The organism is Catellatospora chokoriensis (genome assembly GCF_011297315.1).
GTDB classification, from domain to species: Bacteria; Actinomycetota; Actinomycetes; order Mycobacteriales; family Micromonosporaceae; genus Catellatospora; species Catellatospora citrea.
Genome location: NZ_JAAOTI010000025.1, coordinates 1 through 13,669 on the forward strand (window position 1 = coordinate 1; position 13,669 = coordinate 13,669).

At 67.9% G+C, this 13,669-nt stretch carries 12 protein-coding genes; 7 read left to right on the plus strand and 5 right to left on the minus strand.

What is annotated here, in order from left to right; genetic code table 11:
- Positions 1–164: 164 nt before the first annotated feature.
- On the plus strand, positions 165–752 hold the full coding sequence (locus tag HAV39_RS30590; RefSeq protein ID WP_191842647.1) for a hypothetical protein: 588 nt from the start codon (positions 165–167) through the stop codon (positions 750–752).
- Positions 753–1,207: 455 nt separating this feature from the next.
- Positions 1,208–1,576: a hypothetical protein gene (locus HAV39_RS30595; RefSeq protein ID WP_191842648.1), complete on the plus strand. Its 369-nt coding sequence runs from the start codon at positions 1,208–1,210 to the stop codon at positions 1,574–1,576.
- Between the two features lie 359 nt (positions 1,577–1,935).
- On the opposite strand, the gene HAV39_RS30600 is transcribed toward HAV39_RS30595, so the two are convergent.
- Positions 1,936–4,029, minus strand: coding sequence for a hypothetical protein (locus tag HAV39_RS30600; RefSeq protein ID WP_191842649.1), 2,094 nt, complete (start codon positions 4,027–4,029; stop codon positions 1,936–1,938).
- 641 nt (positions 4,030–4,670) lie between these two features.
- Between HAV39_RS30600 and HAV39_RS30605 the strand changes: the two genes are divergently transcribed.
- Positions 4,671–6,020: a hypothetical protein gene (locus HAV39_RS30605; RefSeq protein WP_191842650.1), complete on the plus strand. Its 1,350-nt coding sequence runs from the start codon at positions 4,671–4,673 to the stop codon at positions 6,018–6,020.
- On the opposite strand, the gene HAV39_RS30610 is transcribed toward HAV39_RS30605, so the two are convergent.
- Positions 5,948–6,319, minus strand: a complete 372-nt coding sequence (locus tag HAV39_RS30610) for a hypothetical protein (protein ID WP_191842651.1) — start codon at positions 6,317–6,319, stop codon at positions 5,948–5,950. The two genes, HAV39_RS30605 and HAV39_RS30610, sit on opposite strands and share 73 nt — an antisense overlap.
- A 334-nt stretch (positions 6,320–6,653) precedes the next feature.
- On the opposite strand from HAV39_RS30610, the gene HAV39_RS30615 reads away from it, so the two are divergent.
- On the plus strand, positions 6,654–7,049 hold the full coding sequence (locus HAV39_RS30615; RefSeq protein ID WP_191842652.1) for a hypothetical protein: 396 nt from the start codon (positions 6,654–6,656) through the stop codon (positions 7,047–7,049).
- Between the two features lie 98 nt (positions 7,050–7,147).
- Here HAV39_RS30615 and HAV39_RS30620 read toward each other — a convergent pair whose 3' ends face one another.
- The 3 genes from HAV39_RS30620 to HAV39_RS30630 all read right to left on the minus strand — a co-directional run bounded on the left by HAV39_RS30620 (position 7,148) and on the right by HAV39_RS30630 (position 10,040).
- On the minus strand, positions 7,148–8,125 hold the full coding sequence (locus tag HAV39_RS30620) for an SIR2 family protein (RefSeq protein ID WP_191842653.1): 978 nt from the start codon (positions 8,123–8,125) through the stop codon (positions 7,148–7,150).
- A gap of 833 nt (positions 8,126–8,958) precedes the next feature.
- The gene (locus HAV39_RS30625) at positions 8,959–9,648 is read right to left on the minus strand and encodes a permease prefix domain 1-containing protein (RefSeq protein ID WP_191842654.1); all 690 of its coding nucleotides are present in this window, start codon (positions 9,646–9,648) and stop codon (positions 8,959–8,961) included.
- Positions 9,630–10,040 (minus strand): PadR family transcriptional regulator, encoded by a 411-nt coding sequence (locus HAV39_RS30630; protein ID WP_425321552.1) that lies wholly within the window; start codon positions 10,038–10,040, stop codon positions 9,630–9,632. Before HAV39_RS30630 ends, HAV39_RS30625 begins: the two co-directional genes overlap by 19 nt.
- A gap of 31 nt (positions 10,041–10,071) precedes the next feature.
- Here HAV39_RS30630 and HAV39_RS30635 point away from each other — a divergent pair, with 31 nt between their 5' ends.
- The 3 genes from HAV39_RS30635 to HAV39_RS30645 all read left to right on the plus strand — a co-directional run bounded on the left by HAV39_RS30635 (position 10,072) and on the right by HAV39_RS30645 (position 13,669).
- A complete protein-coding gene (locus HAV39_RS30635) occupies positions 10,072–12,312 on the plus strand; it encodes a PEP/pyruvate-binding domain-containing protein (RefSeq protein WP_191842655.1) in 2,241 nt (746 codons plus the stop codon).
- Positions 12,313–12,416: 104 nt separating this feature from the next.
- Positions 12,417–12,923 carry a DUF2306 domain-containing protein gene (locus HAV39_RS30640; RefSeq protein WP_191842656.1) on the plus strand — a complete coding sequence of 169 codons (507 nt, stop codon included), beginning with the start codon at positions 12,417–12,419 and terminating at the stop codon, positions 12,921–12,923.
- A complete protein-coding gene (locus HAV39_RS30645) occupies positions 12,920–13,669 on the plus strand; it encodes an ankyrin repeat domain-containing protein (RefSeq protein ID WP_191842657.1) in 750 nt (249 codons plus the stop codon). The genes HAV39_RS30640 and HAV39_RS30645 overlap by 4 nt, the downstream gene beginning before the upstream one ends.

The window sequence follows — 13,669 nt, forward strand, 5'->3', positions numbered from 1 at the left end:
CCGGTAGAGCCGCACAGCGCGCTGGCGCAGCTCGTCCGGGTACTTGCGAGGGGCGGGCACGAAAACCTCCTGGTCAGGGTCTATCAGACCATGATCGAAAGTCTCCGGGTTATCGGGGGAACCTCAACCCGATCCGGCTACTCGCCCACAACCTCGATTTCTGGGTGCCGGCCGTCACCGACGCGATCCAGCAGGAGATGCGTGACAGGCCGGAGGTCGACAACGGGGTCAAGACACGGCGGCCGCACCTGGCTGACGGATCGGTCTTCCGGCACGGTGTGAGAGCCAACCCTCGCACTGGTGGCGACGTGTGGTGCGGACAGGGCGAAGCCAACCTCATGGTGCAACGAACCATCGAGGCGGCCGATCACCACGGACGCCTGCGCGACATCCTCGACGCCGTACGGTCCAACCGTGTCGAGGAGGACTTCTCCGACCGTTGGACGTTCGCCCGCGAGGACTTCGAACGCAAGCTCTACCACAAGCGCCTGAAGGTCAAAGTCCGGTTCGTCGAACTGACCGACGTCATACCAGTGCAGAGCCCAGAGACAGAAATCGTCGGCAACCTGGTAACCGGCGACTTCCTCGCGATACTCGACGAACGCGAACGCCAAGTCGTCGTACTGCTCACCAGCGGCGTAACCAAACTGACCGAAATCGCCGAGATCATGGGCTACCGCAACCACAGCCCCATCTCCAAGCGCCTAGCACGGATCCGGGAACAGGCAGCGAGATTCTTCGGCGTGAGCTGACGACCATCAGGGCGGCGCGGACGCCGGCAATGCTCGCGTCGCCCTCCGGGTACGCCGGACACGCGCGCCGCAAGGCACGGCACTCGCCTTCGGCTAACCATGCCCAGAACAGACGGCCTCCATCAGCCTCACCGGACCCTATACCGCCACGCCAGGCACCTCTCGTCGTACGCCAGTACTAGAATCAGCGGAGCTCGTAGAGAGGACGCGGAGTGCGCCTTGAAGACCTCGCCCGGCAGCTACGGGCCGACAGCTCAACGTTGCTGGCGCAAGCCAAGAACCTAGGACTTCCCGTAACCGATGTCGCCAGCAGCCTCACCCCGAGCGCCGAGTGGCAGTCGCGCGCCGCCAATGCCACCCAACCGGTCTACGGGACACGGCGACCCCTCGGGTCACCTCGACCTCCAAGACCATCGAACAGCCGCCAGCACGACCGCTCAGCCTCGAACCAACCCGTGTCCGACCTCGCGCAGATCTTCCTACCGCCGCTGGAGATCGCCGATCGGGCAGACACCGCCTACACATTACGGCGACCGACGCCTCGTCGAATTCTGGTCGCGCGAGCAGAGGCCCAAGCGCATGAATGGGCACGCTTCTGGTTCAACCCGCAGGAGGTCAAGGACTGGCTGGCACACCATCCACGCATCCAGCCCTACGTTGCCGCGGCCCTCCGCGACGCCGGCATAACGCCACACCAGGCCACCGCCAACACCCGCACACCCCGAGGCTTCGTACACCGCCTACCCATCGCCATCCGCGTCGCCGCCGGCGACATCACCGCCCAAGAGGCCGCCGCCGAACTCCAAGGCATGAATCCCAGCTAGCCACGGCATCCACGACGCAGCCATGATCTACCTCATGGCCGGACTAGCTGCAGTGGGCCTTGACGAAGTCCGCCACGGCGTTGTCGGCGGTGGTGGCGCCTCCAGCCCTCTCCCGAGTGGTTGAACTACCACTGGTGTGAGGCGAAGGTGATCCGTAATGGTAAGGCCGGTTTAGGTGTGGCGTGGATGTAGGCGCTCTGCTGGCTGGCGTATGTGGTGGCATCGGCGGATGCGAGGGCCGGTACAACCAGGCCGTCACCGCGCCGGCGGGTCGTTGGTGCCGGGGCGGAAGAACTGCCCCGTAGCCGGGCTTTCACGGCGAAGGAGGTGCCGAGTCGGGCCATCCTGGTGTAGCTGCGTCAACTTTTCCATTGCGCCCGTATCGCGGTGAGGTCGTCTGCTGTCAGTCCGAGGTCACCTTGCATGGCGTTCATGCTGGTGTCCCATGGGCGGGCGCCATCGAACCGGGGTGTGAGGAGCACGGCCACCGTCCAGACTGCGTCTGCGTCCGGTCCGACCCGCGTATCCACGAAGTCAGTGTGGCGCAGCATGGCCCAGTTCGAGAAGGCGATCCTGTGGGTCTCGGTGAAGTGGGTGCATACCCCGAACGCCAGCTGCAGTCGGGCCTCGTCTTGGATCACTCTGCGAAAGCGCCAGCGCGTACCTACGTCGGCTGCTGCGACCTCCTCAAGGGAGTCGAGGAGCAGGCGGCCCAGCTCGGCGCGTTCTGTGACGGCGAGGCGGTCGAGCAGGCCGAGCAATCGCAGCCGGTCTGCTTCATCGTGGTCGAACGGTCCTTCGGCTATGTCTTCGAGGATGATCCGGAAGACGGCGTGCCCGGTGTCGTCAGTGCTGGAGACCGGCCTCTTGGGTAGCAGGGGGTGTGACACCTGTTTGGCGCCGAATGTTTGCGCCCATGGTCGGGGCCCCTGCTCGGCTGCCTGCTCGTCGGCGTCCGCGAGTTCGAAGTAGCGGACAGCTTCAGTGCCGAGGGCTTGACCTGCTTCGTGGGCGACGCGATGAAAGTAGTCGACGACAGCTGACACCGACCTGAGGTGGTCGAAGAGGAAGTCCCAGTCTCGTCGCAGGACGGCGACGGTCGGCAGTCGTGTCGCAGGCAGGTCGGGGAGCACGCCCTCGGGCGGGTCTGAGTGGTCGAGCACCACCACACCGACCCACGAGACGGCGTTGCCGTCGCAGACGACCGTCCTGCCCCGGCCGTTGGTCAGTGCCATCGGTTGCGTGGACAGCGTGCGCACCGAGCCGGCTGCCTGCCGGGCTCCTTCGATCGCCTTCTTCGCCATCCAGCTGCGTTCCCTGACCGGGTTGTCGGTGACGCGGTCACGTGACTTGACTTGCAGGGCGACTGCCCTGCTTCCGGTGATGATCGTTCCGTCACCGAGTTCGCGCAGACCCGACCCTTTTTCCGTCTGCTGTGGGTTGAAGACGAAATCGGGCAGCCCCCAGGTGCTCGCGGCGTCCAGAGTGGCTTCCTCGGCGGCCAGGCCCTGCGGCATGTGTGGGTCGAGCGCCAACGCTGGCGCGATGGGACGGCCGAAGAGGCCGTCTTTGGCCTTGATGAGGATGGTCAGGTTGCCGGAGTCGTCGGTGTGTGTCGCCAACGCCACGTCCGGTGCGTCAAACGCTTCCCTGGCATCCGGGGCGTGCGTCAGGTCGAGAGGAAGCCACGTGGGATCCGTGCGATGCGCTGCGGGGGTCGGCTGCGGCCGTTGGCGCAGGCGTAGCGGCGGGCGTGGGGCGGCACTTCGCTGAAGGCTCCTGATGAACTCCGACGCCGCGGCGACGGCGATCGCCGAACGGCTCCCGAAGTGATCATCCATGTCGAGCGGCCACGGCTCATCGTTGATGATCAGGTCGAAGGCGATGTTCGGGTTGGCCGATGGCCGGGTTCGGCCGGGGGCGGACAGTTCGAACGTCGCGATCGTTCTCTTGCGCTCCAGAACGCCGTCATCTTCGACATCCATGGTGAGCACCTGCCGGGGCGGGTCGACCTCCACGTCAGGATCGGCCGAATGCGCCCATACGGCGACGCGCCGCCGTGTCCTGGCCCGGGTCGGGTCGGTCATGGCCGCCAGCTGCGCCATCACGTGTCCCAGGTGCAGGGTCAGGGGCCCGGCTGCCTCGGGCAGGACGTAGAACGGTTGGAACTGTTTGAGGACCTCCAACTGATCGGGGCGCAGCCCGATCAGCGCGCGGGCGGCCACGGCGAACCGGGCGGCGTCGGCGCACAAGGGCATCCGGTGCACCGCAGGGTCAGGTTTGGCGACGACCCCGGACACGCAGTCCGCGGCGGCCAGGACCGCTGCGTCGAACGCCGCCCGGACACTGGCGCCGAAACGGGCTGCCGCTTCGTCGGCCTGTCGCAGCAACGCCGGTGGCCAGTTCGCCTGGACAACGATGCGGCCGTGGCGGCCATCTGCCTCGACGGCCACGCTGCTTGAGAATCCTTTACCGGCCCGGAACGCCCGCCAGCAGTCTGCAAGTTCCGCCCGAGCGACATGGGCTGTGTCAACGTGACGCCATGCGAGATCGAAGAGTTCGTGAGCAGCGCCTTGCGGGCCCGTGGACATGGCGACAGTATGGGTTTGCCGTGCGACGTGTTCCAGGTCGCCCCACGCGGGCGGGGATTAGATCAGCGGCGGTGCCGGGCTGACCCGGCGTGTTGTCTCCCACGTCCGGTGATGGCGGGCTGAGCCGACCTCAAAGGTGCACCACAGGCGGTCAGCGACAAAGGTGCACCACAGGCGGTCAGCGACAAAGGTGCACCACAGGCGGTCAGCGACACCGATGTCACGCATCCGATCCGCTGCTTGTCGTCTTCAAAGCACGAACCGGTGCGCCTTGCGAGCCATTGCGGCTCTTCCCTACTCGGTAGAAATGCCGCAGGCGTCGCTTGCGGGCGGGACATGTACTCGATCGGATGGCGGTGCGGGGATGATCGGTCAAATCCGCCGGGTATCGATGCTTCGGAGTCTGTGGGCGGCCTACAGTTTCGTCAATGCCCTGCCCAATCAGGTGCTGACGCTCGAGTCGTGTCTCCTCGCGGAGACGCACGCGGACCCGATGAGGATTTATGAAGATCGACCGTCCGAGTTTCTACACGGGAATGGCGATAGCATCTGGCGCGCTGGTGATCGCGGTCGTGGTCGGCAGCGCCGCCAGTGCCCGGTCCTGGCCGTGGAGTCCCAAGCCGAAACCGGAAGTGACGGTCAACGTCCAAGGGTCGGTCTCCTGCTCGGCCGTCGCCTCGCTCGACGGAAAAGGCGGCAGCCCCGCCAGTCTCCATATCAAGGCAGGTGATCTCTCGGAGACGGTGCAATTTCCGGTGAACGTGCGAGGGCCAAACGAACGCCCTTACTACAGACAGCCGCTTTTCGGCGGATACCAGGTCCAGGTCAAGATCCCGGAAGGAAAAGACACGACGGCCCTGTCATGGGAGCTGAAGTGTCGTGACGAGCTCACAAATGTAAACCCCAAGGTGCACAAGGGGTCTTTCGACGTCGGCCGCAAGGACCTCTCCCGGACGATCTGCTCCTATGGCGGTATCCAGCACCCGTGCGTCGGCCCGAATTTCGAAAAGGCGATGAACGACTGCGCAGCCGCGGTCGTGGGAGCTTCGTTCGACTCCGACGTGGTCGACCTCACCATGGCGGTCGCCGACGAACACAGCTGGCAGAAGCTGCTCGGCAACGCCATCGGCCTTGCCGCGAAACGTACACCGATCGTCGGAGTGGTGCTCGGATGCGTTGATCTGATCAAATCCAGCCAGGTGCCGCTGCCTTCGCCGACGCCGTTGAAGTCACCGTTGCCCCCGGTCAACCCGTCGCCGGTGGCACCACTGCCCCAGGTGTCCAAGCCGGTCATCAGCGGCTTCGCCGCAACGGTGCAGGGACCGGGGCACGTGTCGGTGTCGTTCAAGGTGGCCTGGCAGGCCGGACGCGACCCGGTCACGTGTCACTTCTTCATCGACGGTGCCGAGGTGTATGCGGCACAGTGCGGGACTACCTCGTCGCGGCAGTTCACGGGCCTGTCCGCCGGCAGTCACACCTTCTGGGTGGTAGTCACGGATCGATCCGGACTGTCCAGCGATAGATCGCCGGCGTTGGTGCGCGAGGTTCCTGCCGAAGCGCCCCCGCCGCCGCCGTCCCAGCCGAAGCCGTCAGCGACCAATCTCGTCGTCGTCATCTACGGCGGCGGTCACGTCGGCGTCGCCTTCGACGTCGGCTGGCAGGCGGGACGGGACCCGGTGACCTGCCACTTCTTCATCGACGGCAGCGAAGCCTTCACCGCACAGTGCGGCACGCACTCGTCGAAGCAGTTCTACGGGATCGCCGCGGGCCAGCACTCGTTCTATGCCACGGTCAGCGACCAGTTCGGGGTATACAGCGATCCGACTGCGACGATATCTCGGCAGGTCACATAGGTATGGCCAGTGCGTGGTCGCCGATACCAGAGCCCGCTGTCGGCCTTGCCGGAGGGAATGCCGTTCCATAGACGTGCCTGTGGTGCGCCGCGGTACTCGGTCTGCTCATGTGGGCACGCCTGGGCGGCAGCGATCACCTGCTGGCTGACCCGCCATGGGCGCGAAACCTCCTCCCGCAGGTCGATGAACAGCAGATCGCCGACCATCAGCAGGTCCTGGACCTTCTCGACGAAGCTGTGGCCACCGGGCGGATGACCGAAGCTGAAAGAGGTGTGGTCGTTGAGAAGTTCCGCAAACACGAGCCGTAGGCGACAGAAGATACCAACGAAAACCCACGAGCTGCCACGCCTCTAGGCCGCCGCAGAACTCTGGATCCTGCTCGGCCTGGTCCCCGTGGCCGCGGCGCGGCGGCGGCGGCCGCGGTGACGATCCAAGCTCTTCGCGGCGGGCGCACCGGCAGCGAGCTCAGACGTTTTCTTTTGATGGTGGGGTGTCGGCCTGGCCGGGGCACCTACCTCGTGGCCTTATGGCTGACCGGGATGATGAGCCTCACTGCCGCCCATGCCGCCGCACCGGCCGCTGCGATCCGACAGGCTGGCCCGCCGGTGACTGATCCGTCTGAAGGGAGAAACGGTGTCCAGCCCACATGCCGAATACCCGGAGCTTTCGCGTCGAGCCAACGGCGATCGCCTGATCGGTGTCGCCGGACCCTTGGCCGAGGAAATGTATGCCGCAGGAACACCACCGGTTCACGGACTGGCGGCCAAGCCGACGCCAGCGGCATGGATCACCGATGTGCGGATCGGAGACAGGCTGAGGATCAGACACGTCGACGGCCGATGGGTGGTCTACGGCGACGCCGGTGAACTCGGACACCTGCGATGGCACCCCAGCGACGACGGGCGACTGCACGCGACGACCGGATCGCTTGTCACTCTTCCCAGATCGGGCGTTCTGCACGTGCAGCGCCTCGTCGTCGACAAGATGGGGACGGTCAAGGATCTTGGAGGCTACGTCCAACCGGATTGACAAGTCGCAGGCCACACGTGCCGACGGATTCGGTGGCGCGCGGGCGGCTTACGCACAGGTGGGCGCGGCCCGTGGCCGTGATCCACGTTCACCCGGACTTAGCTGCAGTAGGCCTTGACGAAGTCGGCCACGGCGTTGTCGGCGGTGGTGTACTGCTCGACGGCCGGTTGGCGCAGCAGCTGCTGGACGGCTTCCACGGGACGTGGGCTGTAGTCCACGACGACGGCTGGCCGGCCCGGTGTCCAGTGCTGCCCCACCATGTGGCGGACGAGCAGGTCGGTGGGCGGGAACGAGTAGCCGATCACGGTCAGCGACTCCGCGTTCCAGATGGCCTTGGCCGCCATGATCCACTGGGTGCGTAGGGCCTGGTTGGCGTACCAGGAGCTCTTCGACCCGGTCGGGGGAACGATTAGGGGCACCTTGTGACTGAACAGCATCTCGTCGCGCAAGGAGGTGGCAACGGCGGTCTCGCCGGGAAGCTGCCAGGAGGCCTGGCTGTCAGCCAGGTAGAGCTCATCGGTGATCGGGGCGTTGATGCCGCTGTAGCGCCAGTTAAGCGAACCGTGCAGCTTCATCAGCCGCGGCACGGGTCCAAGCGGCGGTCCGGCGCTGACGAACGCGCTCGTACCCGCCGGCCAGCGTGTGCTCAGAGGGATCGCGTAAAGATCGGCTAGGGTCGAAACGGCATGCTGTGCCATCAGGGCACGTTCGACCAGCAGGTCGTAGTTGAACGTGATGATCGTGGCCTGATCGGCTGCCCACCTGCTCGCCAGCGGAGCCAGCCATTCGACCGGCTCCTTCTCCCGAACAGCGGTCTCCTTCTCGGCGACCACGTCGTGGATGATCTGCGCGACGTCGGAGAACAGCGCCCTGTTGCGCAGGTTGTCGGCGTCGGTCAGCCACGGCTGATCGGCGCCCAGGTACGACAACCACTGCTCGAGATCGTTGCCGAAAGGCTCCAGGTCGGGCGCGCTGTCGAGCCTTTCAAGCACGTCCTCGCGGAGTTCAACGAGCGTGGGCATGGCGTTCCCGACAGCCTTGGAGAACCCGGCACCGAGGATGAACACGTGGGTCACCGCACCATTGTGCGTGGCAACGCCGCATCGGGTGGACCCTGCCACGGTGACCGGCCTTCGTACTGTCGGCTTGCTCCAACACGACGAGTGAGCGCCTGCGTAGCTATGTGAGGTCTCTGACACGGGTTCGCACGCGTGCGAGAAGGGTGAACGACCGTCTCCTCCGGCGGTTGGCCGCAAGCGTCTGCTTGGACACCCTCGATGCGCTGGCCCGGTCGAGGGGCAAGTTCACCCAGGTGGGGAGGCGTTGGGGTTCGTGTTGCTCGAGGGTCGGATGTTACGCTAGATTCGGCACATGAACACCGGTCTCCGCACCGGTGCGGCCGGTGGGGGTTCAAGTCCCCGCTTGGACACGCGGGCCTGGTCAGGCCGACCGCCGCAAAGGCGAAGTTCCCCTCATTGATCACTTGATTGAACGTCAAGTTATCGTCGATTCCCACGTGGGCACGCGGATAGCAAATGTGTTCTGGCAGGCTGGGACATACGCGTCTTCCTGTGCGCTCTGGCTACCTCGCCTCGAAATCGAGCGCCCCGTCGGTGGACTCCTTAACTTCGCTCGTCGTCGAACCCGAGGTTCTAAAGGCCTTCAGCTCGGCCGTACGCCACGCGACTCAGGTTAGAGTCCTAGGACGGCCCTACACGCGGTGCGGCACACCACTGTCTGGGACCCGGGCTGTCCTCGATCGGCGAACTTGGCAGGGACCGCGCGGCGGCGCCATGCAGCTGCGGTAGGTCGCATGCCGGTGCAGGCCTGTTGCCCGGGCAACAGGTGGGGTCTGCGGGCCGCGCCGTTTCACCGATCAGGTGTGGGCGGGATGCGCGACGTTGAGGCACTACAGCTGCCGACGGCTGCGGAGGCATCGCACAAGAACCGTGGCGGCGACGGCGGCACGCAGCGTGCTCGCTGAGGCCCCGATGATGGCAAGGCCGGTGTTGACGGCGCTGCCTGTCAGGATCTTTCCGGCGAGGACGCTGAGAACAGTGAGGTCGCCGGCCATGCACAGCGCGGCGACAGCGATGGCAGCGGTGAGGGCGTTTCGCGGAGTCGTTTCGGGCAGCCAGCGAGTCAGTTTCCCGGTGCGGGCGAAGGTCGCGGCCGCCGTGGCGATGGCGATGGCGATGAGAGGCACGGCGGGGATGGCGGCCAGTAGCGCGAGTGCGCCTGCTTGCCAGGGGTGGGGGCGTAGCAGGAGCAGCCACCAGATGCCGACCAGTGGTCCGGTGAGGATGAATGCAGCGATGGTGTGGCGTGCCGATACGGTGGCAAGTTCCCCGGCGAACGAGTGGGCGACGGTTGCCGGGTCGCCGAACTCGCTGACGGCGGCCGCGGCGGCGGTCTCGAGTGGGGCGCCGTTGTCAGTTCGGGCGTCGAGGGCATCGACGAGGCTGTCGTGGATCTCGCTGAGGATGCGGGCGCGCACACGGCGAGGGCCATGTAGCCGGGCGGCGAGTTCCGCCAGGTAGCGGTCGAACACCTGGTTGCCGTCAGCGGTGGGCGCGCTGCTCATGCGGCTGTTGGCCATGGCCGTCGGGTCAGCAGGGTGGTGACGGCGGCGGAGAACTGCTCCCATACGGCGCGCTGGTCGGTCAGCGCCTGATGACCGGACGGAGTGAGCTGGTAGGCGCGCCGCCGACGTCCGCCCACGGTCTCCCAGTCGCTGCGGATCAGGCCCGTGCGCTCCAGGCGGTGCAGTGCGGGGTAGACGGTGCCGGTGGGCAGGTCAAGGGTGCCGCCGCTGCCTTCGCGCAGCGCTTCGATGATCGCGTAGCCGTGCCGGGGTTGGTCTTCGAGTACGGCCAGCAGGATGGCCTCGAGGTGGCCTTTGAGTAGTTCCGGGCGCATCGGCAGCACCGCCGGGTTCTCCTTGCCGGTCGAGGGTTGCGTTGTGGGCGGCTCCAGTGTAGCAATACCCATAGTTTGCGTCGCTACATATGGAGGTGCTGTCGTGGCGGACTCGCGATCGTGGCTGATCGACCTGGCCGACGCGGCCTCAGCGCGAGACCGGGTCGGTGGGAAGGCCACCGTGCTCGCCGAACTCGCTGCCGCCGGGTTGGCGGTGCCGCCCGGGTTCGTGGTGACGGTCGAGGCGCTCAGCGCCGCAGATCTGGACGTGGCGCTGGCGGACGCGGCCGGGCGATGCGGCGGCGGCCGGTTCGCGGTGCGTTCATCGGGCGCGGCAGAGGATCTGCCCGACGCCTCGTACGCGGGCTTGTACGAGACATTCCTCAACGTGGCCTCCGACGGGCTCGCCGACGCAGTGCGGCGGTGCTTCGCCGCCGCCGGCAGCGACCGGGTCCGCGCCTATCACGATCGCCGCGCGCAGCCGGACGGTGAGGTCGCGATGGCGGTGCTGGTGCAGTCGATGGTCGACGCCGCGTCCGCCGGGGTGGCGTTCACCGCTCACCCGGTAACCGGTGCCCGTGACCAGGTGGTCGTCACGGCGGTGGCAGGTCTCGGCGAGTCTCTGGTCTCCGGCGAGCAGACCGGTGAGGAATGGGCGGTCGTGTCTGGGCGTGCGGTGCGTACTCGCGTCGCGTCCGATCCCGCCGGTGTCCTGAACCCCGGCCAGGCTGCCGAGGTCGCCGACCTCGCCGAGCGGGTGGCGGCACACTACGGGCGCCCGCAGGACATCGAATGGGCGATCGACGGAGCCGAAAGGTTGTGGCTGCTGCAGGCCCGGCCGATGACGGCCCTGCCGGACGCGGTGTCGTGGGATCCGCCGGGGCCGGGGTTGTGGATGCGCAACTTCCGCCTCGGCGAGTGGCTGCCCGAGGCCGTGACACCGCTGTTCGGGACATGGCTGCTGCCCGAGATCGAGGGCGGCTACCTCGACGGCATGCACACCACCATCGGGGTGCGGGTGCCGTTTCGGTGGGCGCTGGTCAATGACTGGTACTACACCGCCACCCCGGTCCCGTCACCGCGGCTGCTGGCCACGGTCATCGTCCGCGGACGCGTCCGGGCGATGAAGACCTTGTTCTACGCGCTGATCCAGGTCGGCCGCGACCCGGCCGCTGCCGACCGCAAGGTCTTGTCGGGCCTGCACCGGTACTGGCGTGACGTGCAGCTGCCCTGCTACCGGGCGTTGGTCGCCGCCGCGCAGGCCGAAGTGGACACCGCCGCCCCGGCCCGGCTGGCGCAGGTCGCTGCGGCGATCGCGCGGGAAGCCGGAACCTACATGTGGCTGCTGGCGATCGTCGGCGGCTCGGCCTGGAAGATGGAGGCCCGCCTGGGCCGGTTCTGCCGCAAACATCTTGCCGGCGTGCTCGATCCGGTCGGCGGGGTGCAGGTGCTGCTACGCGGCCTGCCCGGGACCGAACCCGCGGCCCCGACCGGGCACGAGGTGCAAAGCCTCGACTGGTACCACCCCATCGCCGCCGAGCTTCCCCCGATCGGCGCCGACCAAGCCGCGGTCGGCACACGGCATCAGGAACTGGCGGACGAGCGGGCCGCCGCCGAGGCGACCTGCCGGGGTGTGCTGGCGGACCGGCCGCGGCTGCTGGCCGCCTTCGACGCGCTGCTGCGGGTGGCGCAACGCTATGCGGTCATCCGGGAGGAGCAGGCCCGTGACTTCACGGTCGGCTGGCCGGTCCTGCGCGCCTGCGCCGCCCGGATCGGCCAGCACCTGGCCGACCGCAACGTCTTTGAGAATCCGCAGGACGTGCACTTCTGCGCACGCGATGAAGTCGCCGCCGCCATCGCCGCCGCCCCGGCCCACCTCGCCGCGCCAGCCAGCGCGCGGCAGGCGACCTGGGAGCAGCGCCGCCGGTTGGCCGCGCCGGTCACGCTGGGCCGCGCACCTCGCCTGATCGGCGACCTGATCGACAACGCGGTCCGCGCAGCCCGCAGCAGCGAGCCCGGCCCCGACGCCATCGCCGGGCATCCCGCCTCTGCCGGGCGGGCCACCGGACCGGTGCGCATCGTGCACGGCCCCGCCGACTTCGCCGCGTTCACCCAAGGCGAGGTCCTCGTCGCCCGCGCCACGTCGCCAGCGTGGACGCCGCTGTTCGCCCGGGCCGCGGCCGTGGTCACCGACGGCGGCACCCTGGCCGCGCACGCCTCGCTCGTCGCCCGCGAATACGGCATCCCCGCCGTCGTGGGCACCGGCGAGGCCACTATGCGGCTGCGCGACGGGCAAATCGTCACCGTCGACGGCACCGCCGGCTCCGTCACCATCTCCGCCTGAGCCCCTGCCAGGTCGCCGACCACGTAGACGAAGGGCAACCGATGGTCACCCGCGAGATCCTTGGTCTGCACATCCCCGACTAAGGCGCGTTCTTCGACGCCGCCTTGGCCGTGCACGTCGCCGCCGGGTTCGTCGCGGTGATCGCCGGAGCGCTCGCCGCGGCTGCCCGCAAGCGCCCAGGCCGTCATCCCCGCGCCGGGACGGTTTATCTGGCCGGCCATGCGGTCGTGTTCGTCACGGCGACGGCGATGACGGCGATCCGCCCCCGGGAGGATGCGCTCTTGTCCGCGATCGCGCTGACCGCGGCGAGTCTGGGCTGGTACGGGTGGCGGGCACGGCGCTCGCGGCGGCCCGGCTGGCCGCGCCGCCACGCGATCGCGATGGGCGGCTCCTACATCGTGCTGCTGACCGGTTTCTATGTCGACAATGGCAGCCAGCTGCCACTGTGGGACCGGCTGCCGCACCTTGCCAACTGGCTGGCGCCGGCCGTCGTGGGCGTGCCGCTGATCTGGTGGGCGCTTCGCCGATACCGTGCGGGCATCGGGGCGAGAGCCCGTGCGGCTTCGCCGGCACCGCGACGCGATCGATCCACTGAGGAGACCATGCCATGACGCAGGTCATCGACACCGGCGACCCGCTCGCGGCCGCCGCCGTGCAGGCAGTCCACGAGGGCGAGGTCGACCGGCTGCGCCGCCTGCTGGCCGAGCACCTGCACCTGGCGACCGTCAGGCTGGGTGGCGACCGGCCGCACGGCAATACCCGCACGCTGCTGCACGTGGCCACCGACTGGCCGGGCCATTTCCCCAATGGAGCCGACACCGTGGCGGCCCTCGTACAGGCCGGTGCCGACGTCAATGCGCGCTTCGTTGGCGGCCACGCCGAGACACCGCTGCATTGGGCGGCCAGCAGCGACGACGTCGCTGTCCTCGACGCGCTTTTGGACGCCGGAGCCGACAGCGAAGCCGACGGCGGCGTCATCGGCAACAGCACACCCCTGGCTGACGCGGTCGCGTTCGGGCAGTGGAACACTGCCCGCCGACTCGTCGAACGCGGGGCGCAACCCAAGCTGTGGCAGGCCGCCGGTCTCGGTCTCACCGACCTCGTCCACGCCCTGTGCACGGCCGACCCGCCTCCGCCGGCCGAGGAGATCACCAGCGCGTTCTGGCTGGCCCGCCACGGCGGGCAGCGGGCCACCGCCGCGTACCTGCTCGACCTCGGCGCCGACCTCAACTGGATCGGCTACGACCAGTTCACATCCCTGGACGCCGCCCGGCGCAGCGACGCCCATGAACTCGCCGAATGGCTCACCCGGCATGGCGCGAGGTCGGTACACGAACCCCACCCTGGTGGTAGCTGA

Excerpts from the sequence above, each read along its gene's own strand:
- HAV39_RS30605 (WP_191842650.1), top strand. The coding sequence starts at position 4,671 with ATGAAGATCGACCGTCCGAGTTTCTACACGGGAATGGCGATAGCATCT.
- HAV39_RS30625 (WP_191842654.1), bottom strand. The coding sequence starts at position 9,648 with ATGGCCAACAGCCGCATGAGCAGCGCGCCCACCGCTGACGGCAACCAG.
- HAV39_RS30630 (WP_425321552.1), bottom strand. The coding sequence starts at position 10,040 with ATGGGTATTGCTACACTGGAGCCGCCCACAACGCAACCCTCGACCGGC.
- HAV39_RS30645 (WP_191842657.1), top strand. The coding sequence starts at position 12,920 with ATGACGCAGGTCATCGACACCGGCGACCCGCTCGCGGCCGCCGCCGTG.